We start from the raw sequence: 24,122 nt of genomic DNA on the forward strand, positions 1-24,122 counted from the left end.
CATGGCAGAAGCAGTCGCCGATAACGTTCCGGCCAAGGCCACCCCGATAGACGGCAAACCGCCGCTGTTCGGCCTGTCCTTCCTGGAAAACCTCTCCGAGATGACCATGCTGCGTCAGGTGGGCCTGTTGGTCGGCCTGGCTGCGAGCGTGGCGATTGGCTTTGCCGTGGTGCTGTGGTCGCAGCAGCCGGATTACCGTCCGTTGTACGGCAGCCTTGCCGGCATGGACGCCAAACAGGTCATGGAAACCCTGGCCGCCGCCGACATTCCTTACAACGTTGAACCGAACTCCGGCGCCTTGCTGGTCAAGGCCGATGACTTGTCCCGTGCGCGGATGAAACTCGCTGCTGCTGGTGTCACTCCCAGCGACGGCAATATCGGTTTCGAAATCCTCGACAAGGAACAAGGTCTGGGCACCAGCCAGTTCATGGAAGCCACGCGTTATCGTCGCGGCCTCGAAGGCGAACTGGCGCGGACCATTTCCAGCCTGAACAACGTCAAAGGTGCCCGCGTGCATCTGGCGATTCCGAAAAGCTCGGTGTTCGTCCGTGACGAGCGCAAGCCAAGCGCTTCGGTATTGGTTGAGCTGTACAGCGGTCGTTCGCTGGAGCCAGGTCAGGTCATCGCGATCATCAATCTGGTGGCGACTTCCGTTCCCGAGTTGAGCAAGTCGCAGATCACCGTCGTCGACCAGAAGGGCAACCTGCTCTCTGATCAGGCGGAAAACTCCGAAATGACCATGGCCGGCAAGCAGTTCGATTACAGCCGCCGCATGGAAAGCATGCTCACCCAGCGTGTACACAACATTCTGCAGCCGGTACTGGGCAACGATCGCTACAAGGCTGAAGTCTCGGCCGATATCGATTTCAATGCGGTCGAGTCGACTGCCGAGCAGTTCAACCCGGATCAACCGGCGTTGCGCAGCGAGCAGTCGGTCAACGAGCAACGCACTGCCAGCAATGGCCCGCAAGGCGTGCCGGGTGCCCTGAGCAACCAGCCGCCGTCGCCAGCCTCGGCACCGCAAACCACCGGTGGCGCCGCCGCGCCGGCCGCCATGGTGCAGCCAGGTCAGCCATTGGTTGATGCCAACGGTCAGCAGATCATGGACCCGGCCACCGGCCAGCCAATGCTCGCGCCGTACCCGGCCGACAAGCGTCAACAATCGACCAAGAACTTCGAACTCGACCGTTCCATCAGCCACACCAAACAGCAGCAGGGTCGCCTGAATCGCCTGTCGGTGTCGGTGGTGGTCGACGATCAGGTCAAGGTCAACGCGGCCAACGGTGAAACCAGCCGTGCGCCTTGGAGCGCCGACGAATTGGCGCGCTTCACCCGTCTGGTCCAGGACGCGGTCGGTTTCGACGCCAGCCGTGGCGACAGCGTCAGCGTGATCAACATGCCGTTCTCCGCCGAGCGCGGCGAAGTGATTGCCGATATTCCGTTCTACTCCCAGCCATGGTTCTGGGACATCGTCAAACAAGTGCTGGGTGTGTTGTTCATCCTGGTGCTGGTGTTTGGTGTGCTGCGTCCGGTGCTCAACAACATCACCGGCGGCGGCAGAGGCAAGGAGCTGGCCGGTCTTGGCAGCGACGTGGAACTCGGCGGGATGGGCGGCCTGGACGGCGAACTTTCCAACGACCGCGTGAGCCTCGGTGGTCCGCAGAGCATTCTGTTGCCGAGCCCAAGTGAGGGTTATGACGCGCAACTGAATGCAATCAAGAGTCTGGTGGCCGAGGATCCGGGTCGCGTGGCTCAGGTCGTGAAAGAGTGGATTAACGCAGATGAGTGATAACCGAGCCGCAACCGTCAAACTGAACAAGGTCGACAAAGCCGCGATTCTGCTGCTGTCCCTGGGTTCGACCGATGCCGCGCAAGTGCTGCGCCACATGGGCCCGAAAGAGGTTCAGCGCGTCGGCGTGGCCATGGCGCAGATGGGCAATGTCCATCGCGAGCAGGTTGAGCAGGTCATGAGCGAGTTCGTCGACATCGTCGGCGACCAGACCAGCCTCGGCGTCGGTTCCGACGACTACGTGCGCAAAATGCTCACCCAGGCCCTGGGTGAAGACAAGGCCAACGGCCTGATCGACCGCATCCTGCTCGGTGGCAACACCAGTGGCCTCGACAGCCTGAAGTGGATGGAACCGCGCGCCGTCGCCGACGTGATCCGTTACGAGCACCCGCAGATCCAGGCGATCGTGGTGGCGTACCTCGACCCGGATCAGGCCGGTGAAGTACTCGGCAACTTCGACCACAAAGTGCGTCTGGACATCATCCTGCGCGTCTCGTCGTTGAACACCGTGCAACCGGCAGCATTGAAAGAACTCAACCAGATTCTCGAGAAGCAGTTCTCCGGCAACTCGAATGCCTCGCGCACCACCCTGGGTGGCATCAAGCGTGCGGCGGACATCATGAACTTCCTCGACAGCTCGATCGAAGGCCAGCTCATGGACTCGATCCGCGAAGTCGACGAAGACCTGTCCGGTCAGATCGAAGACCTCATGTTCGTGTTCAACAACCTCGCCGATGTCGACGACCGTGGCATTCAGGCGTTGCTGCGCGAAGTGTCTTCCGACGTGCTGGTGCTGGCCCTCAAGGGTTCGGACGAAGGTGTCAAAGAGAAGATCTTCAAGAACATGTCCAAACGTGCCGCCGAACTGTTGCGCGACGACCTCGAGGCCAAAGGCCCGGTGCGCGTCAGCGACGTCGAAACCGCACAGAAAGAAATCCTCACCATTGCCCGTCGTATGGCCGAAGCCGGCGAGATCGTGCTCGGTGGCAAAGGTGGCGAGGAAATGATCTAAGCCCATGGACAAGCACGACGACGATGTGACGGATCTGATCCGCGCCCGCGATGTCCGTGGTTTCGAATCCTGGGCCATGCCCAGCTTCGACCCGCCGAAACCGGAACCCGAGCCTGAGCCGGAGCCCGAACCGCCGGAAATGGAAGAAGTGCCGCTGGAAGAAGTCCAGCCACTGACCCTGGAAGAACTCGAAAGCATCCGTCAGGAGGCTTACAACGAGGGCTTCGGCATCGGCGAAAAAGAAGGTTTTCACAGCGCCACGCTCAAGGTGCGTCAGGAAGCCGAGGTGGCGCTCACCGCCAAACTCGCCAGCCTTGAGCAGTTGATGGTGAACCTGTTCGAGCCCATCGCCGAGCAAGACACGCAGATCGAAAAGTCGCTGGTCGACCTCGTGCAACACATCACCAAACAGGTGATCAAGCGCGAACTGGCCATCGATTCCAGCCAGATCGAACACGTCATGCGCGACGCCCTCAAGCTGTTGCCGCTGGGCGTCGACAACGTGCGTCTGTACGTCAATCCGCAGGACTTCGAACAGGCCAAGGCCCTGCGCGAACGTCATGAGGAAACCTGGCGCATTGTCGAAGATGAATTGCTGTTGCCGGGTGGTTGCCGGGTTGAAACCGAGCACAGTCGCATCGATGCGAGCATCGAAACCCGCGTCACTCAGGTTATGGCCAAACTGTTCGATCAGTTGCATGAACAGGCTTTGCACCCGGCTGATGCGGATCTGACTCTGGATATTCCGGAAGACGTAAAACCGGCGGCCACGCCTGAAGAGCCGCTCGCGGACGAACCCGATGCGCCTTGAACGCACCAGTTTCGCCAAGCGCCTGAGCAGTTACGCTGAGGCCACCGAGATTGCCGGCGCGCCGATTCTTGAGGGTCGCCTGCTGCGCATGGTCGGCCTCACCCTCGAAGCCGAAGGCCTGCGCGCCGCGATGGGCACGCGTTGCCTGGTGATCAATGACGACAGCTATCACCCGTCCCAGGTGGAAGCGGAAGTCATGGGGTTTTCCGGCAGCAAAGTCTTTCTGATGCCGGTCGGCAGTGTCGCCGGCATCGCCCCTGGCGCGCGCGTGGTGCCGCTCGCGGATACCGGTCGGTTGCCGATGGGCATGAGCATGCTCGGACGCGTACTCGACGGTGCCGGTCGCGCGCTGGACGGCAAGGGCGGCATGAAAGCCGAAGACTGGGTGCCGATGGACGGCCCGACAATCAACCCGCTCAACCGTGACCCGATCAGCGTACCGCTGGACGTCGGTATCCGTTGCATCAACGGTTTGCTGACGGTCGGTCGCGGCCAGCGTCTGGGTCTGTTCGCCGGTACCGGTGTCGGTAAATCGGTACTGCTGGGCATGATGACCCGCTTCACCGAGGCCGACATTATCGTCGTCGGCCTGATCGGTGAGCGGGGTCGCGAAGTTAAGGAGTTCATCGAGCACAGCCTCGGTGAAGAAGGCCTCAAACGTTCCGTGGTCGTCGCCTCGCCGGCGGACGATGCGCCGCTGATGCGTCTGCGTGCGGCGATGTACTGCACGCGCATCGCCGAGTATTTCCGCGACAAGGGCAAGAATGTCCTGTTGCTGATGGATTCGTTGACCCGTTTTGCCCAGGCCCAGCGGGAAATCGCTTTGGCCATCGGCGAGCCGCCGGCGACCAAGGGTTATCCGCCGTCGGTGTTCGCCAAATTGCCGAAACTGGTTGAGCGGGCCGGTAACGCCGAGAAGGGCGGCGGTTCGATCACCGCGTTCTACACCGTGCTGTCCGAAGGCGATGACCAGCAGGACCCGATTGCCGACTCGGCCCGAGGCGTGCTCGACGGCCACATCGTGTTGTCCCGGCGTCTGGCCGAAGAAGGGCACTATCCGGCCATCGACATCGAAGCGTCGATCAGCCGGGTGATGCCGGCGGTGGTTTCGCCGGATCACATGCAGCGCGCGCAATACTTCAAGCAGTTGTGGTCGCGCTATCAGCAGAGTCGCGATCTGATCAGCGTCGGCGCCTACGTTGCCGGTGGCGACCGCGAGACCGATCTGGCGATCTCCCTGCAACCGCAATTGGTCCGCTACCAGCGTCAGGGCCTCAACGACAAAATCAACATGGGCGAAAGCCAGGCTTATCTGGAAACCCTGTTTGCCCCTGCGGCGGGCGGCTAACCGCTCATGGCTACCGTCAGTCGAGCCGCGCGTCTGGCGCCGGTGGTGGACATGGCCGAGCAGGCCGAGAAAGCCGCGGTGCAACGCCTGGGCTATTTTCAGGGGCAGGTGAAGGTCGCTGAAAGCAAACTGGCCGACCTCAATGCCTTCCGTCTGGATTACTCGCAGCAATGGATCGTGCGCGGCAGCACCGGCGTGAGCGGGCAATGGCTACTGGGCTTTCAGGGCTTTCTGGCGCAGCTCGACACCGCCGTCGACCAGCAGCGGCAAAGCCTGGTCTGGCACCAGAACAAACTCGAAAAGGCCCGTGAGGAATGGCAACAGGCGTTCGCCAAGGTCGAAGGCTTGCGCAAACTGGTGCAGCGTTATCGCGAAGAGGCGCAACGCCTTGAAGACAAGCGCGAGCAGAAGCTGCTGGATGAGTTGTCGCAGCGCTTGCCGCGGCAGAATCCGTTCTAAATCGCACCGCTAGACCCTGTGGGAGTGAGCCTGCTCGCGAATGCATTCGGTCAGTTGACTCAATTGTTGACTGGCACGACGCCTTCGCGAGCAGACTCGCTCCCACATTTTGTTCCTGTGTTACACCTTGCCCACGGGTCTACCAAGTGCTAAACCTTGTACACGTTCGTCAATGACAAGGAAGCCAGTCAATGTCAGTCGTTGCAGAAGTCTCTCCGGATGGGAAGAAACTTAAGATATCGGTCAAAGGCCGATTCGATTTCGGCAAACATCAAGAATTTCGCAATTCTTATGAGCGCGTCGATCCAGAGCCCAATTCCTACGAGCTGGATCTGAAAGAAACCACTTATCTGGACAGTTCCGCCCTTGGCATGCTGTTGCTCTTGCGTGATCACGCCGGTGGTGATGATTCGGATATTCGGGTGGTGAATCCGAATTCGGATGTGCGCAAGATCCTCGCCATCTCCAATTTCGACAAACTCTTCGACATCAGTTGACGGCCATGCAGGCGCAAGAGCCGCTGATCATTCTGATCGCCGAAGACAGCGCCGCCGACCGCATGCTGCTGTCGACCATCGTTCGTCGCCAGGGCCATGAAGTGCTGACGGCGGCCAACGGTGCCGAAGCGGTCGATCTGTTTCGTCGGCAACAACCTGATCTGGTACTGATGGACGCAATGATGCCGGTGATGGACGGCTTCGAGGCTGCGCGGCAAATCAAGGCGCTGGCGGGCGAGACGCTGGTGCCGATCATCTTCCTCACCTCGCTGACCGAAAGCGAAGCGCTGGCCCGATGTCTGGAGGCCGGTGGTGACGACTTTCTGGCGAAGCCTTACAACCAGGTGATCCTTGCCGCCAAAATCAAGGCGATGGATCGCTTGCGCCGTTTGCAGGCCACCGTGCTGCAACAGCGCGACCTGATCGCCAAACACCATGATTACCTGCTCAACGAACAGCGCGTAGCCAAAGCAGTGTTCGACAAGGTTGCGCACTCCGGCTGTCTGAGCGCGGCGAATATCCGTTACCTGCAATCGCCCTATGCCTTGTTCAACGGTGACCTGCTGCTGGCGGCCTACACGCCGGCGGGTGACATGCATGTGCTGCTGGGTGATTTCACTGGCCATGGCCTGCCGGCTGCGGTCGGGGCGATGCCCTTGGCCGAGGTGTTCTACGGCATGACCGCCAAGGGCTACGGCCTCGCCGAAACCCTGCGCGAGATGAATGCCAAGCTCAAACGCATCCTGCCGGTGGACATGTTCTGTTGTGCCACGTTGCTCTGCCTGAGTTTTCAGCGACGTTCGGTCGAAGTGTGGAACGGCGGCATGCCCGACGGTTATCTGCATCGCATCGCCTCGGGTGAGCGCGCGCCATTGGCTGCACGGCACTTGCCGTTGGGGGTGTTGAGCGCGCAGGCGTTCGATGACCGTACGGAAGTGCACCCGATGGCCATTGGTGATCGGGTGTTCCTGTTGTCCGACGGCGTGATCGACACCAGTGATGCCAACGATCAGTTGTTCGGTGTAGAGCGTTTGCAGCGGGTGTTCGCCGCCAATCGCGAGCCGGATCGCTTGTTCGAAGATATCGAGCAGGCGTTGCGGGATTTTCGCGGCGAGGCGCGCGACGATGTCAGCATGGTCGAGGTCAGCCTGCTGGAACCGGCGCAGGTCAAGCCGTCGACGCCGGTGTATTCCGACAGCGGCCAGTCTTGTCCGCTCGACTGGTCGGTGAGTTTCGAATTTCGCGGCGCCACGCTTAAGCGCTTCAATCCGTTGCCGTACCTGTTGCAGTTGTTGCTTGAGGTGCATGGGTTGCGGGCGCAGAGTGGTGCTTTGTACAGCGTGCTGGCCGAGTTGTATTCCAATGCGCTGGAGCATGGCGTGCTTGGGCTGGACTCCAGTCTCAAGCGCGATGCGGTCGGGTTCGCCCGCTATTATCAGCAGCGCAATGATCGGCTGGAGGCTCTGCAGGATGGTTTTGTTCGCGTGCATTTGCAGGTGCAGCCACAAGGCGAGGGCGGTTGTCTGGTGATTCGTGTTGAGGACAGTGGCAAGGGGTTTGATGTGGCGCGGGTCATGGAGCGACCGCTGGACGGAGTCCGTTTGTCGGGACGCGGCGTCAGTCTGGTGCGGCAATTGGGGCGTAACGCCAGTTGGTCCGACGAAGGTCGCAGTGCCCGCGTGGAGTTTTCCTGGGAGGTTCAGGCATAATTCGCGCAATTCTTGATCAAGGAGTGAACAAGTGGCTGACACACATATTGATCGCGAGGCGCTGAGCGTACTGCGCGAAGTCATGGAGGAGGGTTATCCGGAGCTTCTGGATACCTTTCTGGCGGATTCCGAAAGTCGCTTGGGCGAGTTGCAAAAGACCTCTGATGCCAAGGTGTTGTCGGAAGTTGCCCATAGCTTCAAGGGCAGCGCCAGCAACATGGGGGCTGTCCGCTTGGCGGCGCTCTGCCAAGAGCTCGAATCGGACGCCAAAGACAAGAGCCCGGCGGAAATAGTCAAACTGGTCGCTGAGATCAGCGGCGAATTTGCTGAAGTTCGCCCGGTTTACGAAAGCGAAAAACATCCCGCTCACACGCACTGATCCCGCCGTCCGGCGCTTTTCTCAAGCGTCGGACAAAACTGGCCCGGCACTTGCAGCTATCTCCGCAACTGTACCTACGATCCCAGTGCAGCGGAGACCGTTTCATGCCTGCGACCCCCAACATCCTTCTTCAGAATGCCGCTCAGGCCAAGGCGCAAGCTGCCTCAGCCAAATCGTCGGCCATGGCCGTAGATGCCGGGGATAAAGCCTCAAGCTTCGCCAAAGTGTTCGCCGATCAGGGATCGAGCAAGGCTGTTGCAACCACTGATAATGCGCCCAAGTCGCCGCGCGACAAGGTCGCTGACAACAGCGGCAAAAAGGACATTGGCAAGGATCAGTCTGCCGCCGCGCAACCGGTGGTTGCCGATAGCGGCAACGACTTGCCTGCCGATAAACCCGCTGCGACCGATGACACCACAGCCGCCACCAGCGATGAAAGTACTGACACGTCCCCGCCCTTGGTGGTTGATGCTGCACCGGTAGACCCGGCGCTCGATCCGGCATTGGTCGCCGCAGCGCAACCGGTGGTCGCGGCGCCCGTGGCGCCGGCGCCGGCCGTTGTCGCCAGCGCCCAGCCTGAAGTCGAAACCCCTGCGCTTGCCGCACTGCCGGGTGTGGTCAAAGATCCGGCACCGGCTACCGACAGCGATTTCGACCCCTCGGCCGATCCGCTCGACTCGATGCCGGCCGTGCGCATGGCGATGGAGCAGGGCGGGCACATTTCTGCCGCCAGTCAGGCGCAACCGAAAACGACGCCCGCACAGGCTCAGGCTGACGGCGAATTGACTGCGGCGCAAAACTTCGCCGCCGGCATGGCCAGCATGCTCGATGTGCAAGCCGACAAGGACAGCACCAGCCAGGGGGGCGAGAAAGCGTTCAGCGGCTTGATCGACGATGGCCTCAAGGACCTCAAGAACGCCACCAGCGATACCCGTGTCGATGACTTCGCCAACCGTCTGGCGGCACTGACGCAGGCCGCCACGCCGAAAACCGCGAACGCGGTGCCGGTGAACCAGCCAATCGCCATGCATCAGAGCGGCTGGACCGAAGAAGTGGTCAACCGCGTCATGTATCTGTCGAGCGCCAATCTGAAGGCGGCAGATATTCAGTTGCAGCCGGCCGAGTTGGGGCGTCTGGATATTCGCGTCAACATGGTGCCGGATCAGCAAACCCAGGTGACGTTCATGAGTGCACATCCAAGCGTGCGTGAAGCGCTGGATGGGCAGATGCATCGTCTGCGCGACATGTTCAACCAGCAGGGCATGGGCCAGGTCGACGTCAGTGTCTCCGACCAGAACCGTGGCTGGCAGGGGCAGCAAGGTCAGGAACAGGCGCAGCAGGGCCAGAGCGGTCGCACCAGCGCTGCTGGTGGTCGCCTCGATTCGGCGGATGAAGAATCGGCACCAGTTGCCATTGCTGAAGCCGCGGCTCAAACCACCAGCGTGATCGGCACAAGCGCGGTCGACTATTACGCCTGATCAAAATCAAGAGCCCCTCACCCTAGCCCTCTCCCGAAGGGAGAGGGGACTGATTGGGGGATGCTGTAGAAATACGCCGACCTGTCAGCGTGGTGCTGAATCCATAATCGACTCGGTCTCTCAGATCGGTATATGAAACAAGATACCTCGAGTCGATCTCTCAGATCGGCGTATGAAGCAAGACACCTCGATCGGCCCCTGAGAACCCCCACTCTAGCCCTTTCCCGGAGGGAGAGGGGACTGATTGGGGGATGCTGTAGAAATACGCCGACCTGTAAGCGTGGTGCTGAATCCATAATCGACTCGGTCTCTCAGATCGGTATATGAAACAAGACACCTCGAGTCGATCTCTCAGATCGGTATATGAAACAAGACACCTCGAGTCGATCTCTCAGATCGGCGTATGAAGCAAGACACCTCGATCGGCCCCTGAGAACCCTCACCCTAGCCCTCTCCCGGAGGGAGAGGGGACTGATTGGGGGATGCTGGAGAAATACGCCGACCTGTCAGCGCGGTGCTGAATCCATAATCGACTCGGTCTCTCAGATCGGTATATGAAACAAGACACCTCGACTCGATCTCTCAGATCGGCGTATGAAGCAAGACACCTCGATCGGCCCCTGAGAACCCTCACCCTAGCCCTCTCCCGGAGGGAGAGGAGACTGATTGGGGGATGCTGGAGAAAAGCGCCGACCTGTAAGCACGTGCTGAATCCATAATCGACTCGGTCTTTCAGGTCGATATTTGACGTCTGACACCTCGGTCGGCCCCCTCTCCCTCCGGGAGAGGGCTGGGGTGAGGGTCGCTTTTGACTTTAGCGTTGTCTGCGCTGCCACCGACACTTCTGGCATAACACTTGCTCTTGCCTTGCCGTGCGACTGTGAAAACCCGATTAGTGACGGATTATTGGCATGGCGAAGAGCGAAACAGCAGCAGTAAAAGACCCCGCAACCAAAGGCAAACTCAAGCTGATCATCATGATCGTGCTGGCGTTGCTGTTGGCCATTGGTGCATCCGTGGGGGCGACCTGGTTCTTCATGCACAGTGCCCAGAGCAAGCCTGCCGAGGCCGCCGAAGCGGCGCCCGTCGGTAAGCAGCCGGCGATCTTCGAGCCAATGGCGCCGGCCTTCGTTGCCAACTACAACCAGAACGGCCGTCAGCGCTACATGCAGGTGAGCATCACCATGCTGGCGCGCAATCAGGCGGATCTGGAAGCGCTCAAAGTGCACATGCCAGTGATCCGCAACAACCTGGTGATGCTCTTCTCCGGTCAGGATTTCGCCACCTTGGCGACCCCGGTCGGCCAGGAGATGTTGCGCCAGAAGGCCACAGCCAGCGTCCAAGAAGTGGCGCAGAAAGAGCTGGGCAAAGTGGTGATCGAACAGTTGCTTTTCACTAATTTCGTACTGCAGTAGGAACACGACATGGCCGTGCAGGATCTGCTGTCCCAGGATGAAATCGACGCGCTGTTGCATGGCGTCGACGATGGTCTGGTACAGACCGATAACGCTGCCGAACCCGGCAGTGTCAAAAGCTACGACCTGACCAGTCAGGATCGCATCGTCCGTGGACGCATGCCGACTCTGGAAATGATCAACGAGCGTTTTGCCCGCTACACCCGCATCAGCATGTTCAACATGCTGCGCCGCTCGGCGGACGTTGCCGTCGGTGGCGTGCAGGTAATGAAGTTCGGCGAATACGTACACTCGCTGTACGTGCCGACCAGCCTCAACCTGGTCAAGATCAAACCGCTACGCGGCACCGCGCTGTTCATCCTCGACGCCAAACTGGTGTTCAAACTGGTGGACAACTTCTTCGGCGGCGACGGCCGTCACGCCAAGATCGAAGGGCGTGAATTCACCCCGACCGAACTGCGCGTGGTGCGCATGGTGCTGGAGCAGGCTTTCGTCGATTTGAAAGAAGCCTGGCAGGCGATCATGGAAGTCAATTTCGAGTACATCAACTCGGAAGTGAACCCGGCCATGGCCAACATCGTCGGCCCGAGCGAAGCGATCGTGGTCTCCACCTTCCACATCGAGCTCGATGGCGGTGGCGGCGATCTGCACGTGACCATGCCGTACTCGATGATCGAGCCGGTGCGCGAAATGCTCGACGCCGGTTTCCAGTCGGATCTCGACGATCAGGACGAGCGCTGGGTCAACGCCCTGCGCCAGGACGTGCTCGATGTCGACGTACCAATCGGTGCCACCGTCGCTCGCCGCCAGTTGAAGCTGCGCGACATCCTGCACATGCAGCCGGGGGATGTGATCCCGGTCGAAATGCCGGAAGAAATGATCATGCGCGCCAACGGCGTGCCGGCCTTCAAGGTCAAGATGGGCTCGCACAAAGGCAACCTCGCGTTGCAGGTGATCGAGCCGATCGAGCGTCGCTGAGGCGGCGCTTTTACCCCCCCCCACACATTTAGCTGAATTGTTGCCCGCCGAGGACAAATGATGAACGACGATATGAACGCCCAGGACGACCAGGCACTGGCTGACGAATGGGCTGCGGCCCTGGAAGAAACCGGTGACGGTCAAGCTGATATCGACGCGCTGCTGGCCGCCGACGCAGCCAGCGGCTCGCGTCTGCCGATGGAAGAGTTCGGCAGCGTGCCGAAGAACAACGATCCGGTGACGCTGGACGGTCCGAACCTGGACGTGATCCTCGACATCCCGGTATCGATATCGATGGAAGTCGGCAGCACCGACATCAACATCCGCAACCTGCTGCAACTCAACCAGGGTTCGGTGATCGAGCTCGATCGTCTGGCCGGTGAGCCGTTGGACGTGCTGGTCAACGGCACGCTGATTGCGCACGGCGAAGTAGTGGTGGTCAACGAGAAGTTCGGCATCCGCCTGACCGACGTGATCAGCCCAAGCGAACGCATCAAGAAGCTGCGCTGAGTGAAACGGTTTCTCTGGGCTCTGTTGGCATTGCCGCTGAGCGTGCTCGCCGCCGAGCCGTCGACCGCCACCACGGTACCTGCCGCGACCGCGCCGATGGTCACCAGCGGCGTGGCCGGGCAATTGACGCAACTGGTATTTGGCCTGTTGCTGGTGCTGGGGTTGATCTTCTTCCTCGCCTGGCTGTTGCGCCGGGTGCAGCAGGCAGGGCCGGCAGGCAAGGGCCAGGTGATCGAGCTGATCGGTTCGCGCGCCCTCAGCCCACGAGACCGCTTGCTGCTGGTCCAGGTTGGCAACGAGCAGATTCTGCTCGGCCTCAGCCCCGGCACCATCACCGCTTTGCATGTGCTCAAGGAACCGGTCGACGTGCCTGCGACCAGTGAAAAAGCGAGCCCGGAATTTGCTCAGCATCTGCTGAAGATTCTCGGCAAGGATCAGAAGGATACGAAGTAATGGGTGCGCTACGCATCGTCTTGACGCTGGCCCTGTTGCTGGCCGCGCCACTGGCGTTCGCCGCCGATCCGTTGTCGATCCCGGCGATCACGCTGGGCACCAACGCCGATGGCGCGCAGGAATATTCGGTCAGTCTGCAGATCCTGCTGATCATGACCGCCCTGAGCTTCATTCCGGCGGCCGTGATTCTGATGACCAGTTTCACCCGGATCATCATCGTCTTCTCGATCCTGCGTCAGGCCCTCGGTCTGCAACAGACGCCGTCGAACCAGATTCTCACCGGCATGGCGCTGTTCCTGACGCTGTTCATCATGGCCCCAGTGTTTGACCGGGTGAACAAGGATGCGCTGCAGCCATATCTGGCGGAAACCCTCACTGCTCAGCAAGCGGTGGAAAAAGCCCAGGTGCCGATCAAGGATTTCATGCTCGCCCAGACCCGCACCAGCGATCTTGAGCTGTTCATGCGCCTGTCCAAGCGCACCGACATCGCCACGCCGGATCAGGCGCCGCTGACCATTCTGGTGCCGGCGTTCGTCACCTCCGAGCTGAAAACCGCGTTCCAGATCGGCTTCATGATCTTCATTCCGTTCCTGATCATCGACCTCGTCGTGGCCAGTGTGCTGATGGCGATGGGTATGATGATGCTCTCGCCGCTGATCATTTCGCTGCCGTTCAAGATCATGTTGTTCGTGCTGGTGGATGGCTGGGCGCTGATCATCGGCACCCTGGCCAGCAGTTTCGGAGGTGTCTCGCCATGACGCCGGAAGTTGCGGTCGATATCTTTCGTGAAGCCCTTTGGCTGACCACATTGATGGTCGCGATTCTGGTGGTGCCGAGCCTGCTGGTCGGTTTGCTGGTGGCGATGTTCCAGGCCGCGACGCAGATCAACGAACAGACCTTGAGCTTCCTGCCGCGTCTGCTGGTGATGCTGGTAACCCTGATCATCGGCGGTCCGTGGATCGTGCAGACGTTCATGGAATACATCATTCAGTTGTACAAAAACATTCCGATGGTCATCGGCTAAGCCATGCAATCGCTGCTTCAGCTGACCGACACCCAGATCAGTACCTGGGTGGCGTCGTTCATGTTGCCGCTGTTTCGCGTCGCCTCGATGCTGATGGTGATGCCGGTGTTCGGCACCACCCTGGTGTCGCGGCGGATCCGCCTGTATTTCGCCGTGGCCATCACCGTGTGCATTGCCCCGAGCCTGCCGCCGATGCCGGCGGTCAGTCCGCTGGATCTCAGCGGTTTGCTGATGATTGCCGAGCAGATTCTCGTCGGTGCGGTACTCGGGTTTTCCCTGCAACTGTTTTTCCAGGCCTTTGCCGTGGCCGGGCAGATCGTCGCGATCCAGATGGGCATGGGCTTCGCCTCGATGGTCGACCCGGCCAACGGGGTGTCGGTGGCGGTGATCGGGCAGTTCTTCACCATGCTCGTGACGCTGCTGTTCCTGTCGATGAACGGCCATCTGGTGGTGTTCGAAGTCCTCACCGAAAGCTTCACTACGCTACCGGTCGGCAGCGGCCTGATGACGGCGCATTACTGGGAACTGGCCGGCAAACTCGGCTGGGTTCTCGGTGCGGCGTTGTTGCTGGTATTGCCGGCAGTCACCGCATTGCTGGTGGTCAACATCGCGTTTGGCGTGATGACCCGCGCCGCGCCGCAACTGAACATTTTCTCCATTGGTTTTCCGCTGACCCTGGTGCTCGGTCTGTTTATTGTCTGGGTCGGTCTGGCGGACATTCTCAATCAGTATCAGCCGCTGGCCACCGAGGCCTTGCAGTTGTTACGCGAACTGGCACGGGCGCGCTGAGTCATGGCAGAGAGCGAAAGCGGTCAGGACAAAACAGAAGACCCCACGGACAAACGCAAAAAAGACTCCCGTGAGAAGGGTGAGATTGCCCGTTCCAAAGAGCTCAATACCCTCGCCGTGATGATGGCCGGCGCCGGTGCGCTGCTGGTGTTCGGCGGCATGCTCGCCGAAGACCTGATGGAGCTGATGCGCCTGAACTTCACGCTGTCCCGTGAAGTGATCATGGATCAGGGTTCCATGGGCGCATTTCTGTTGAAGTCAGGTCAGATGGCGCTGGTGGCCATTCAGCCGTTCATGATCACGCTATTGCTGGCGGCCCTGATCGGGCCGATCTCCCTCGGTGGCTGGCTGTTTGCGGCCGGTTCCATGGCGCCCAAATTCAGCCGGATGAACCCGGCGGCAGGCTTGAAACGGATGTTTTCGTTCAAGGCTGTGGTCGAGCTGCTCAAGGCGCTGGCCAAGTTTCTGGTCACGTTGGGGGTAGCGTTGGTGGTGCTGTCATCGGATGTCGATGACTTGATGCGCATCGCCCACGAGCCGCTTGAAATGGCGATCATTCACAGCGTCACGCTGGTTGGCTGGAGCACCTTGTGGCTGGCCTGCGGCCTGATCATCATCGCCGCCGTCGACGTGCCGGTGCAGCTCTGGGAAGCGCACAAAAAACTGCTGATGACCAAGCAGGAAGTGCGCGACGAGCACAAGGACCAGGAAGGGCGCCCGGAAGTCAAACAGCGCATCCGCCAGACCCAGCGCGAAATGTCCCAGCGGCGGATGATGGCGGCGATTCCCGACGCCGATGTAGTCATCACCAACCCGACCCACTACGCCGTCGCCCTCAAGTACGACTCGGAGAAGGGCGGGGCGCCGATACTGCTGGCCAAGGGCAGCGACTTCCTCGCGCTGAAAATCCGCGAAATCGCCGTGGCCAACAACGTCATGCTTCTTGAATCGCCGGGGCTGGCGCGTTCGATCTACTACTCCACCGAACTCGATCAGGAAATTCCCGGCGGGCTGTATCTGGCGGTTGCCCAGGTCTTGGCCTACGTCTACCAGATCCGCCAATACCGCGCCGGCAAGGGCAAACGCCCGGATCCACTCAAGGACGACTTGCCGATTCCGCCGGATCTGCGTCGGGATTCCTGATGTTGGTTTGCAGCCATTGGTCTGAGATCTCCCTTTACTGTCAACTCTGACAGGTGCGCTCGCCGCTATTTTGCAGTTTGATGAAAGGTGCTGTCGCGCGCTGGCGCGGCCGGGCGGGCGAGTGCAAGGGAGCAAGGCAATGAAAGGAGTTTTCAGCAGCTACGATGAAAAAACCGGAAGAGGCACCATCACGCCGAAGCAATCGGGACGATCCCTTTCCTTTGCCGAAGCCACGGGTTTTTTTCTGACCGCCAAAGAGTACCGATTCAGCATTCCATTGGCCGATGCCCAACAGGCAAACGTCAAAGTGGGCGGCGAGGTCGAGTTCGAAATGCCAAAAAGCAAAAATGGAAAAGTGAAAATCCTTCGGTATTGAGCAATCTATCTCAAAGCCACTAAAACGAAAAAACCGCCGGCCCTGTTCAATGGGCCACCGGTTTTGATCGTTCCCACGCTCTGCGTGGGAATGCAGCCCGGGACGCTCCGCGTCCCTTCCAAAGCCGAACGCGGAGCGTCCGTTGAGGCATTCCCACGCAGGAGCGTGGGAACGATCATCGCGTGTCGCTACTGCGGCAACTCCAGATTATCCATCACCCGATTCACCGCCAGCTCGCCGAGCATGATCAGTTGCGCGATACCCAGCAGCGTCCTGCGCTGCGATGCGGGTATGAGGTGGGCGAAGTCATGGGCGATGGTTCTGGCTGAAGCGAGGGTTTCGCTGGCATCGGCCAACAGTTCCTCGTTTTTGAAGTCGGCAGTAACGGCGTACATCCGGCGGGTTTTGCGTGGCGGCGGCGTGGAGCCGGGTGGGCAGAGGTAGTGATCGAGGGCGCGGTCGGCGGCTTCGTGGAGTTTTTTTGAATCGAGGGATTCGTAGGGGGAAGTGGCGTCGGTTTCGGGTGGGTTGGGTGTTGTTTTGATCATGGTGAAACTCCTTTGAGGTGGAGCCGCCAAATCCTGTCGCTAAACAGGAGGGGTGGCGGCTGTACGCAGGTTAGCGAACCGGTCAAAGGCACCCGGCAGACCCGATAGTCTCCCGCATACAGCCACCATGACGAAATTGCGAAAATACAGATCCGCAACGAAGCCTGGAACGCCGATGCACCTTTGACTTGAGTTCGAGTCGCTAAACCCGATCGCTGATTCGTCAGCGACCGACCCACAATAGAATCCCACCCCAAGGCGCACAAGCCGGCGGATTCTGGCGTAGCTGTAGGCAAAGGCGCAAGAATTTGTAGCCTGTAAGGCATGTCTGGAAGTGTCTTTTAAACACCTGAGTTTAAAAGGCGATTTGCGCTGACTTCACTGGCCCCTTCGCGAGCAAGCTCGCTCCCACATTTGCAATGCGTTTCCCTGTGGGAGCGAGCTTGCTCGCGAAAGGGCCATCCCGGTCAGCAGAAAAATCTCGATCAAACCCCGATGTTAAATCACTGGTAAATAAACCCGTCCCCTTTTCCAGAGAGACCGTTGGTCTGGAAATGCCATCCACCTGTCAACTCTGACAGTAGACGAACGACTGTCCATGGCGTCGAGATAGGGACGCAAGTTAACCGAATCAGGAGAGTACGATCATGGCAGAGCGCATTTACCGAAATCTCGAGGGCATGGGCCTGGAATATGTTTCAGGGCGACTGGAACAGAACCCGAAGGAGCGGGCCATCCGTTACACCGTCACGTTCGACATGGATCTGGATTTCACCCATTTCAAAAAGATGGCCAATGCATATATTCCGAACTATCTCGACAACCCGGTCAATGCGATCAGGCCTGAACTGGATGGCCTGGCTGACCACTATTCCTACAACTACCTGTTCGATGCAGCGGGAAACATTCGCGACAATCAGGCTTTGTTCGAACTCTTCACCTCACCCAAGTACTACAGCGATCAATGGTTTACCGGCCCTCATCGGCAGGTGCGTTATGGCAAACCGGAGTTTGTGCCGGTTGGTCACAAGTTACGCGTGACTGCACGCAGAGATTTCAGATCGCTGGATGATACGGGTCAGATCGAAATCGAAGATTTGCCGGTCATCCAGTTTCATTGGATGCTCAACTTGCTGCAAAGTGACCTGACGAGGCCAGGGGGCATTGCACCGGTGACCAAGGTCGTGTTGATGTACATGGATGAGGATTACGTTGAGGTCGAAGGTGAGCAAGTTTTACGGGGTACGCGCTATGTTGGCCGCGACCAGCTCGGCTTCGGCAATATTGCGCCGAAGCAGATACTGACCGCGAAGTAACCGGCGTTAAAAAACCGCCGTCCCGATTGTGCGGTGCGGCGGTTTTTGATGCTTGAAAACACAGGTTGGCTGTAAGGTCGCCTTCGTCGGATCGCCGCCTGGAGCAAGTCGTGTAATGCAGGTTTGTGATCGACCCCGATCCGTGTGGGAGCGGGCTTGCCCGCGAAGACATCAGCAGACACAACGCGTCACTCAAGGCTTGTCACAGAACTGTACTACTGCGGCAACTCCAGATTATCCATCACCCGATTCACTGCCAACTCCCCGAGCATGATCAGTTGCGCGATCCCCAACAGCGTCCTGCGCTGCGACGCGGGGATGAGGTGGGCGAAGTCATGGGCGATGGTTCTGGCTGAAGCGAGGGTTTCGCTGGCATCGGCCAGCAACTCCTCGTTTTTGAAGTCGGCGGTGACGGCGTACATCCGGCGGGTTTTACGTGGCGGTGGGGTGGAGCCGGGTGGGCAGAGGTAGTGATCGAGGGCGCGGTCGGCGGCTTCGTGGAGTTTTTTTGAATCGAGGGATTCGTAGGGGGAAGTGGCGTCGGTTTCGGGTGGGTTGGGTGTTGGTTTGATCATGGTGAAGCTCCTGAGGTTATGGAGCCACTCTTTCCCTGTCGCTAAACAAGTGAAGGTGGCAGCTGTACGCAGGTTAGCGAACCGGTCACAGGCACCCCGGTAGACCCAAAGGTCTCCCGCATACAGCCGCCATAACGTAATTGCGGGCGAAGAGTCCCACAACGAAGCCACGAACGCTGATGCACTGAGATGGTCCGAGTCGCTAAACCCGATCGCTGATTCGTCAGCGACCGAACCACAATAGAACCCGACCCCAAAGCGCACAAGCCGGCGGATTCTGGCGTAGCTGTAGGCAAAGGCGCAAGAATTTGTAGCCTGTAAGGCGTGTCTGGAGGTGTCTTCTAAACGCTGGAGTTTAATAGGCACCCTGTGCTGACCTCACGGGCCCGTTCGGCCAGTAGAAAACTCACGTTTAAAAACCCTCCGTTTAAATCATTGGCAAAAGCTGGAAGGTTTCTTGCGGTAGCCGTGAGTCCACTCTGGGCGTCAAAATTTTGCTTTAAAGGAAGGTAAATAAATCCGTCCATTTTTTACTAGTTAAACCACTTTATGGTCTCAATGTAAAAGCGGTGAGTTGCTGAGTCGTGTGTGGCCCATATTTCGAAATATGAAACTTGTCTCCCGGAAGAAGCTTGATAGCTGAATAATTTGGAGGTGAAACTGCTTATGGGAAGAATTCGTTCATCAATAAGAATTCCATTGGAGTCATAAAAACGTATCTTGTGAACATTTTGGAAGATCTCCCTGTACGTTAAAGAGATTTTTGTTACGGAACCTGCCCATTCGAATTTTGTTTTGCTTACATTCTGTAAAACCAGCTGACCCGCATTATTTATGAAGTGCTTTACAGATGGGAGAAGTTCAAAAGGAGTTATTTCCAATCCGCTATTGAATTTTTTAGTGATATTTGTCTCGAGAACTTGACTAGGTACACCTCTCCAGTCTTCATATCCTCCCGCGGCAATTATAGTAAAAGTGCGAGCGGACGACGCGGCACCGGAACCGTACAACGCCTTGGCGGTAAAGCTGTGTGCTGTCATAGCCAGAGCACTGACGAGCAACGTCCAGACACCGGTTGTGGCATGTGCCGTTGCCTGACCTTTGGAGACAGTGTCGTCAAAGATTTCGACCTTCTGACCCTTGGCAGCGACCCCGGACAGCATTACGGCAGTTTCTACCGTAAACCCCGCGTTGGGGATTTCGACACCGCTCGGCGAGCCCTTGACGGAGGTCAACGTTGGTGCGGCAGCCGCCGTCACAGTCAGTGTGCGCACATTTGACCATTGCGGGGACGGAGTATACAGCGACCCTGCGTATAACCTCCGGGCACCCATTGCAACAGTAATCGACAACTCCCATCTGCCTGTTGTTGTCGAGGCTGTGGCCACTCCCTTGGAGGTGTGGCTCGGGCCGTTTCCTTCAAAAATTTCGACCTTCTGACCGTAGCTCGCTGTGCCTTTAAGTATCAGATCGGTGCTGACCGTAGTTGTACCCTCCAGCACCTCCTTCCCTTTGTCATCCAGCACATTGTCCAGCGTCGGCACTACCAGCGCGACCACAACAACATCGCGAGCATCGGACAGTGTGCCGTCCTTGCGTCGGGCGCGCAGCTTGTAGGTAGTTCCAGCAACTAGCCCCGTCAGTTGAAATGTCCATTCCCCCTTTGAATCTACTTGAATTTCGGTATTCGGCATCAATACGCCGTTATTGGTCAGATCGATTTTTTTGCCCGGGGTGGCCTTACCACTCAGCGTGACCGCTGTTTTGACTGTCGGGCTGCCGTGTGGGATTTCGTCCCCACCGGGTGATTCCTTGATTGACTCAATAGTCGGCAGCACCTCTACGACGTTTTTGACCGTATACGTGCGCACCGGAAAACTCAGCGCCAGGTTTTCATCCGTGCTGCGATCCGGGGAGGCCATGAACAACACGTTCAGTGGGCTGAGATCCTCCAGCGACTGCAGATCAGCCAGGGGCAGGGACGCATCGAGGTAACGCTGCGACATCCAGAGAGCGTTAACGGCATCGCCGGGACCTGTCCAAACGACGCGCTTGTACTCGGTTCCGTCTTTTTTTGTGCCTTCCACCCGCATCCAGACACGCTGGCCATCGGCAATGTGCGGCCAGAAACCGCCACGAAGAGTGGCCGCAGCAGTGAGCGTCGACACATCCAGCTCAGTGCCGTCACCACCGTTGGCGGCCTGAATGATCTTCGGCGAGTGCGAAAGATCCACGCGCAGTTGCAACACCGCCAGCGTACGCGTCCGCGAGTCTTTCGGATCCTGGGTGCCGCGTGTCACGGAATAGTTCAGCGTGATTGACTTGGCGAGGTTGAAGGCGATCACCGAGACGTCCAGCGGGATTTCTTGCGGGCCAACGCGGGTGACTGGCCATGGTTCGGTGGTGTCCGAGCCGGCAGGCAACGTGCCGGCAGCGCCGATCCAGCGGACAATAATCTTGTCGCCGACCAGCATGCCGGCATAGTCGATCACCGCCGTCAGTGCGTTCTGGGCATCCAGCGGGTCAAGGCTGGTGTCGTTCGGTGCTTGCTTGATCTTCGGCTCTTTCAGATCCAGCGCCACGCCGACACTGAACTCCAACGGCTCGGCATAACTCGTCCCGCCCGCCACGCGTTTGATCTCGTACCGGGCGACCACCGTGCCGCCTTCATTGCCCTTGATCGCTGCGGCCGGGATGGGGAACGGCACTCGCTCACCGGCGGTGAATTCGCTCAGCTTGATCGAGTCGGAGTATTCGCCGGTGATCGAGCCGGTCCAGAACATGAACACTTCATCGTCTTTGACTGTTTCCGTGTACGGCACCGTCAGGGTGGTGCCGGCCGTGTCGGCGGGCAGAACGCCGTCCACCACGCCGGCCACCTCCGGTTGCGGCAGTTCCAGACGTGCTTCGCCGACGCGCAGGATTTTGCTGTGGATCGACTCGCGGATGGCGCGGGATGCCTCGTACGCGTCCAGCTTGGCGAATACCGCATCCGCGATCAGTTGCTGGTAATAGAACTCCGCTGTGCCGCCGTTGACCGGGGTCAGGTGTTTGCCATCGATGTTGTAAGACAACGGCTCGGCCGCGACGATGTCGTTGCGGGTGATGGGGCGGGTTGGCAGTTCAGGCAGGTACGGTTTGAGGCCTGGCGTGGTGCCCAGCATGACCGGCTGGAGGACCTGGCCTTCGACGAAGGATTTATCGAATGGAATTTCCAGGCGTATCTGGGCCAGTGTGGGGTCGAGTGCACCGGAATCCTCATCCAGCACGTCCGGTGCGGCCAGCCGCTGGACTTCGCCAATGGCGCGGATGAATTGGCTTTTGGATTTTAGGTCGGCGGAGCTGTCGGCCTTTTTCAGGCGGTAAGACAAGGTGATCTGCGACTTGGCCAACTGGCGCAGCACGGCGTTGGGAGCCTTGATTTCAATAACGCTCGGCACGCTGGTCAAAGCAGTGCCTTCTACTTCCCGATCAATCGGCGCACCTTCGACCGGCGTGCCCTTGATCCTGATGAACGGGATGTCGCCGATTTTGAAATTGCTCGTGTCGGTGGCGATGATCTGTACGGTGCCGTCGGCGTCGCCCAGTTTGTCGACGTCCAGCACATTGTTTACCGTTTCCTTGAGCAACGGCGCGCCCAGCCGGGTCGCATCAACGGCCACCACCACACGCTGTTCGGGGCTCCAGTCCTCGGAGCGGTTGAAGACCTTGTCGTACACCTCGAACACCACGGCCACGCCGGGAAACTCTGCATCACCGGCGTCGCGGATGGTCTTTTCGTCGATGGTCACGGTGATCGGTGTCTTGCCTTCGGCCTGCTCCTGGGTCAGCGGCTCGCTGAGCACGTAGATCCCGCCCCAACTTACGCGACAAACATCGCCGGCCGCAGCGTTGGGATAGGGCGGTTTGTCATCGGCCTCGCCAATGCGGATCTCCACGCCATCGGCCACGTTGTCCTTGTCGATGCCGCCGTCAAGAATGTCCTGCGCAATGATCATGATCAGCTTGGAATGCCCGCCATCACCGTTGTCATCATGGCCGCCCGGGCGCGTCAGCTTGACCACCACCAGCATGACTTCGGACGATTCAGCCACGCCACCCAACGGCTTGACGGAATAGGACACCGCGAACTGGCCGTCGACCATGTGCCGCGGAGGCACGAACATGCGCAGTTTTGTGTTGACCTCGTCCTTGACGACGGTCTTGCTCAACACTTCTATGCCGGTGTTCCAATAAACTTTCAACTCGTCGCCAGGCGCCATGTTCCCCCATGGCCCTGCCAGGTTCAGCAGGCCGTGAAGCGGAAAGTTGCCCAGCGCGGCGGCGATGTTGATGCCCCAGATATCGGGATCCCTCGACACCGGGTCTTTGCTGCGACCGGGGATGCTGAGTTCCTCAAGTAACAGAGGTTTGTTCGGGCTGGACATGGCGAGAGCTCCGTGGCGGGAAGTGACGGAGTGATTGAACGGCTAAACGGGGGATCGCGCACCTGTCAGATCTGACAGGTGCGGGCTTGAATCCGACGGGTGGTAATGTTGGGAAAGGTCGATTCGAAGCTGAAAAACCTTAGAGACTGGTCGTTACCACGCGCTGCGTGGGAATACAGCCCGGAACGCTCCGCGTCGCTTCCAAAGCCGAACGCGGAGCGTCCGTGGAGGCGTTCCCACGCGGGAGCGTGGGAACGATCATCGGGAGGAGGCGCTACTGCGGCAAATCCAGATTATCCATCACCCGATTCACCGCCAGTTCGCCGAGCATGATCAACTGCGCGATCCCCAACAGCGTCCTGCGTTGCGACGCGGGTATGAGGTGGGCGAAGTCATGGGCGATGGTTCTGGCTGAAGCGAGGGTTTCGCTGGCATCGGCCAGCAGTTCCTCGTTTTTGAAGTCGGCAGTAACGGCGTACATCCGGCGGGTTCTGCGCGGTGGTGGGGTGGAGCCGGGTGGGCAGAGGTAGTGATCGAGGGCGCGGTCGGCGGCTTCGTGGAGCTTTTTTGAATCGAGGGATTCGTAGGGGGAGGTGGCGTCAGTTTCGGGTGGGTTGGGTGTTGGTTTGATCATGGTGAAGCTCCTAGAGTCATTGGAGCTGCCAGCGTTCGCTGCGAGACGAATGAGGGTGGCAGCTATACGCGGGTCGCAGACCGGGACTCTAGAACCGGCAGACCCGAAGGTCTCCCACGTACAGCCGCCATAAGCAAAGCGGATGTTGTGCGTCCAGAGATCAACGGGCTGCGAGACCCGATCGCTGATTCGTCAGCGACCGCACCACAATAGAACCCGACCCTAAGGCGCACAAGCCGGCGGATTCTGGCGTAGCTGTAGGCAAAGACGCAAGAATTTGTAGCCTGTAAGGCATGTCTGGAAGTGTCTTTTAAACACCTGAGTTTAAAAGGCGATTTGCGCTGACTTCACTGGCCCATTCGTGAGCAAGCTCACTCCCACATTTGGAATGCGTTTCCCTGTGGGAGCGAGCTTGCTCGCGAAAGGGCCATCCCGGTCAGCAGAAAAGTCTC

At 59.2% G+C, this 24,122-nt stretch carries 23 protein-coding genes; 19 read left to right on the top strand and 4 right to left on the bottom strand.

Annotated features, from left to right (window positions below; genetic code table 11):
• Window position 1: 1 nt before the first annotated feature.
• The 18 genes from fliF (at window position 2) to ACZZ0G_RS20285 (ending at window position 16,170) form a co-directional block, all read left to right on the top strand.
• Window positions 2-1,789 (top strand): flagellar basal-body MS-ring/collar protein FliF, encoded by a 1,788-nt coding sequence (gene fliF / locus ACZZ0G_RS20200; RefSeq protein WP_463557295.1) that lies wholly within the window; start codon window positions 2-4, stop codon window positions 1,787-1,789.
• Window positions 1,782-2,801: a flagellar motor switch protein FliG gene (gene fliG, locus ACZZ0G_RS20205; RefSeq protein WP_007920042.1), complete on the top strand. Its 1,020-nt coding sequence runs from the start codon at window positions 1,782-1,784 to the stop codon at window positions 2,799-2,801. The genes fliF and fliG overlap by 8 nt, the downstream gene beginning before the upstream one ends.
• A 4-nt stretch (window positions 2,802-2,805) precedes the next feature.
• On the top strand, window positions 2,806-3,612 hold the full coding sequence (gene fliH / locus ACZZ0G_RS20210; RefSeq protein WP_463557296.1) for a flagellar assembly protein FliH: 807 nt from the start codon (window positions 2,806-2,808) through the stop codon (window positions 3,610-3,612).
• Window positions 3,602-4,960, top strand: coding sequence for a flagellar protein export ATPase FliI (gene fliI, locus ACZZ0G_RS20215; protein WP_463557297.1), 1,359 nt, complete (start codon window positions 3,602-3,604; stop codon window positions 4,958-4,960). Before fliH ends, fliI begins: the two co-directional genes overlap by 11 nt.
• A 6-nt stretch (window positions 4,961-4,966) precedes the next feature.
• Window positions 4,967-5,419: a flagellar export protein FliJ gene (gene fliJ, locus ACZZ0G_RS20220; protein ID WP_463557298.1), complete on the top strand. Its 453-nt coding sequence runs from the start codon at window positions 4,967-4,969 to the stop codon at window positions 5,417-5,419.
• 191 nt (window positions 5,420-5,610) lie between these two features.
• A complete protein-coding gene (locus tag ACZZ0G_RS20225) occupies window positions 5,611-5,916 on the top strand; it encodes an STAS domain-containing protein (RefSeq protein WP_038363841.1) in 306 nt (101 codons plus the stop codon).
• 5 nt (window positions 5,917-5,921) lie between these two features.
• A complete protein-coding gene (locus ACZZ0G_RS20230) occupies window positions 5,922-7,625 on the top strand; it encodes an ATP-binding SpoIIE family protein phosphatase (RefSeq protein WP_463557299.1) in 1,704 nt (567 codons plus the stop codon).
• A gap of 31 nt (window positions 7,626-7,656) precedes the next feature.
• Window positions 7,657-8,004 (top strand): Hpt domain-containing protein, encoded by a 348-nt coding sequence (locus tag ACZZ0G_RS20235; RefSeq protein ID WP_105709138.1) that lies wholly within the window; start codon window positions 7,657-7,659, stop codon window positions 8,002-8,004.
• Window positions 8,005-8,108: 104 nt separating this feature from the next.
• On the top strand, window positions 8,109-9,482 hold the full coding sequence (locus ACZZ0G_RS20240) for a flagellar hook-length control protein FliK (protein WP_463557300.1): 1,374 nt from the start codon (window positions 8,109-8,111) through the stop codon (window positions 9,480-9,482).
• Window positions 9,483-10,393: 911 nt separating this feature from the next.
• Window positions 10,394-10,897 carry a flagellar basal body-associated protein FliL gene (gene fliL, locus ACZZ0G_RS20245; RefSeq protein WP_463557301.1) on the top strand — a complete coding sequence of 168 codons (504 nt, stop codon included), beginning with the start codon at window positions 10,394-10,396 and terminating at the stop codon, window positions 10,895-10,897.
• 9 nt (window positions 10,898-10,906) lie between these two features.
• On the top strand, window positions 10,907-11,875 hold the full coding sequence (gene fliM, locus ACZZ0G_RS20250) for a flagellar motor switch protein FliM (RefSeq protein ID WP_038363850.1): 969 nt from the start codon (window positions 10,907-10,909) through the stop codon (window positions 11,873-11,875).
• Between the two features lie 60 nt (window positions 11,876-11,935).
• Window positions 11,936-12,385 carry a flagellar motor switch protein FliN gene (fliN, locus tag ACZZ0G_RS20255; RefSeq protein ID WP_007920031.1) on the top strand — a complete coding sequence of 150 codons (450 nt, stop codon included), beginning with the start codon at window positions 11,936-11,938 and terminating at the stop codon, window positions 12,383-12,385.
• Window positions 12,386-12,838, top strand: a complete 453-nt coding sequence (gene fliO, locus ACZZ0G_RS20260) for a flagellar biosynthetic protein FliO (protein WP_463557302.1) — start codon at window positions 12,386-12,388, stop codon at window positions 12,836-12,838.
• Entirely contained in the window at window positions 12,838-13,596 is a 759-nt protein-coding gene (gene fliP, locus ACZZ0G_RS20265) for a flagellar type III secretion system pore protein FliP (RefSeq protein WP_150649707.1), read from the top strand. The genes fliO and fliP overlap by 1 nt, the downstream gene beginning before the upstream one ends.
• The gene (gene fliQ, locus ACZZ0G_RS20270) at window positions 13,593-13,862 is read left to right on the top strand and encodes a flagellar biosynthesis protein FliQ (protein WP_038363854.1); all 270 of its coding nucleotides are present in this window, start codon (window positions 13,593-13,595) and stop codon (window positions 13,860-13,862) included. Before fliP ends, fliQ begins: the two co-directional genes overlap by 4 nt.
• A gap of 3 nt (window positions 13,863-13,865) precedes the next feature.
• A complete protein-coding gene (fliR, locus tag ACZZ0G_RS20275) occupies window positions 13,866-14,651 on the top strand; it encodes a flagellar biosynthetic protein FliR (protein ID WP_095114145.1) in 786 nt (261 codons plus the stop codon).
• Between the two features lie 3 nt (window positions 14,652-14,654).
• The gene (gene flhB / locus ACZZ0G_RS20280) at window positions 14,655-15,794 is read left to right on the top strand and encodes a flagellar biosynthesis protein FlhB (protein WP_463557303.1); all 1,140 of its coding nucleotides are present in this window, start codon (window positions 14,655-14,657) and stop codon (window positions 15,792-15,794) included.
• 139 nt (window positions 15,795-15,933) lie between these two features.
• Window positions 15,934-16,170: a hypothetical protein gene (locus tag ACZZ0G_RS20285; protein ID WP_463557304.1), complete on the top strand. Its 237-nt coding sequence runs from the start codon at window positions 15,934-15,936 to the stop codon at window positions 16,168-16,170.
• A gap of 188 nt (window positions 16,171-16,358) precedes the next feature.
• Here the strand turns inward: ACZZ0G_RS20285 and ACZZ0G_RS20290 are convergent, their stop codons facing one another.
• On the bottom strand, window positions 16,359-16,718 hold the full coding sequence (locus ACZZ0G_RS20290) for a DUF6124 family protein (RefSeq protein ID WP_463557305.1): 360 nt from the start codon (window positions 16,716-16,718) through the stop codon (window positions 16,359-16,361).
• Window positions 16,719-17,365: 647 nt separating this feature from the next.
• Between ACZZ0G_RS20290 and ACZZ0G_RS20295 the strand changes: the two genes are divergently transcribed.
• Window positions 17,366-18,034: a hypothetical protein gene (locus tag ACZZ0G_RS20295; protein WP_463557306.1), complete on the top strand. Its 669-nt coding sequence runs from the start codon at window positions 17,366-17,368 to the stop codon at window positions 18,032-18,034.
• A 215-nt stretch (window positions 18,035-18,249) separates the two neighbouring features.
• On the opposite strand, the gene ACZZ0G_RS20300 is transcribed toward ACZZ0G_RS20295, so the two are convergent.
• From ACZZ0G_RS20300 to ACZZ0G_RS20310, 3 genes are all read right to left on the bottom strand, one after another.
• Window positions 18,250-18,609, bottom strand: coding sequence for a DUF6124 family protein (locus ACZZ0G_RS20300; protein WP_110720010.1), 360 nt, complete (start codon window positions 18,607-18,609; stop codon window positions 18,250-18,252).
• 533 nt (window positions 18,610-19,142) lie between these two features.
• The gene (locus ACZZ0G_RS20305; protein ID WP_463557307.1) at window positions 19,143-23,036 is read right to left on the bottom strand and encodes a hypothetical protein; all 3,894 of its coding nucleotides are present in this window, start codon (window positions 23,034-23,036) and stop codon (window positions 19,143-19,145) included.
• A gap of 274 nt (window positions 23,037-23,310) precedes the next feature.
• The gene (locus tag ACZZ0G_RS20310; RefSeq protein ID WP_463557308.1) at window positions 23,311-23,670 is read right to left on the bottom strand and encodes a DUF6124 family protein; all 360 of its coding nucleotides are present in this window, start codon (window positions 23,668-23,670) and stop codon (window positions 23,311-23,313) included.
• Window positions 23,671-24,122 lie beyond the last annotated feature (452 nt).

Source organism: Pseudomonas sp. AC169 (assembly GCF_979258515.1).

Excerpts from the sequence above, each read along its gene's own strand:
- fliP (WP_150649707.1), top strand. The coding sequence starts at position 12,838 with ATGGGTGCGCTACGCATCGTCTTGACGCTGGCCCTGTTGCTGGCCGCG.
- fliI (WP_463557297.1), top strand. The coding sequence starts at position 3,602 with ATGCGCCTTGAACGCACCAGTTTCGCCAAGCGCCTGAGCAGTTACGCT.
- fliH (WP_463557296.1), top strand. The coding sequence starts at position 2,806 with ATGGACAAGCACGACGACGATGTGACGGATCTGATCCGCGCCCGCGAT.
- ACZZ0G_RS20310 (WP_463557308.1), bottom strand. The coding sequence starts at position 23,670 with ATGATCAAACCAACACCCAACCCACCCGAAACTGACGCCACCTCCCCC.
- flhB (WP_463557303.1), top strand. The coding sequence starts at position 14,655 with ATGGCAGAGAGCGAAAGCGGTCAGGACAAAACAGAAGACCCCACGGAC.
- fliM (WP_038363850.1), top strand. The coding sequence starts at position 10,907 with ATGGCCGTGCAGGATCTGCTGTCCCAGGATGAAATCGACGCGCTGTTG.
- fliJ (WP_463557298.1), top strand. The coding sequence starts at position 4,967 with ATGGCTACCGTCAGTCGAGCCGCGCGTCTGGCGCCGGTGGTGGACATG.
- fliQ (WP_038363854.1), top strand. The coding sequence starts at position 13,593 with ATGACGCCGGAAGTTGCGGTCGATATCTTTCGTGAAGCCCTTTGGCTG.
- ACZZ0G_RS20240 (WP_463557300.1), top strand. The coding sequence starts at position 8,109 with ATGCCTGCGACCCCCAACATCCTTCTTCAGAATGCCGCTCAGGCCAAG.
- fliL (WP_463557301.1), top strand. The coding sequence starts at position 10,394 with ATGGCGAAGAGCGAAACAGCAGCAGTAAAAGACCCCGCAACCAAAGGC.
- ACZZ0G_RS20230 (WP_463557299.1), top strand. The coding sequence starts at position 5,922 with ATGCAGGCGCAAGAGCCGCTGATCATTCTGATCGCCGAAGACAGCGCC.
- ACZZ0G_RS20300 (WP_110720010.1), bottom strand. The coding sequence starts at position 18,609 with ATGATCAAACCAACACCCAACCCACCCGAAACCGACGCCACTTCCCCC.
- ACZZ0G_RS20285 (WP_463557304.1), top strand. The coding sequence starts at position 15,934 with ATGAAAGGAGTTTTCAGCAGCTACGATGAAAAAACCGGAAGAGGCACC.
- fliF (WP_463557295.1), top strand. The coding sequence starts at position 2 with ATGGCAGAAGCAGTCGCCGATAACGTTCCGGCCAAGGCCACCCCGATA.
- ACZZ0G_RS20225 (WP_038363841.1), top strand. The coding sequence starts at position 5,611 with ATGTCAGTCGTTGCAGAAGTCTCTCCGGATGGGAAGAAACTTAAGATA.
- ACZZ0G_RS20305 (WP_463557307.1), bottom strand. The coding sequence starts at position 23,036 with ATGTCCAGCCCGAACAAACCTCTGTTACTTGAGGAACTCAGCATCCCC.
- ACZZ0G_RS20295 (WP_463557306.1), top strand. The coding sequence starts at position 17,366 with ATGGCAGAGCGCATTTACCGAAATCTCGAGGGCATGGGCCTGGAATAT.
- fliG (WP_007920042.1), top strand. The coding sequence starts at position 1,782 with ATGAGTGATAACCGAGCCGCAACCGTCAAACTGAACAAGGTCGACAAA.
- ACZZ0G_RS20290 (WP_463557305.1), bottom strand. The coding sequence starts at position 16,718 with ATGATCAAAACAACACCCAACCCACCCGAAACCGACGCCACTTCCCCC.
- fliN (WP_007920031.1), top strand. The coding sequence starts at position 11,936 with ATGAACGACGATATGAACGCCCAGGACGACCAGGCACTGGCTGACGAA.
- fliR (WP_095114145.1), top strand. The coding sequence starts at position 13,866 with ATGCAATCGCTGCTTCAGCTGACCGACACCCAGATCAGTACCTGGGTG.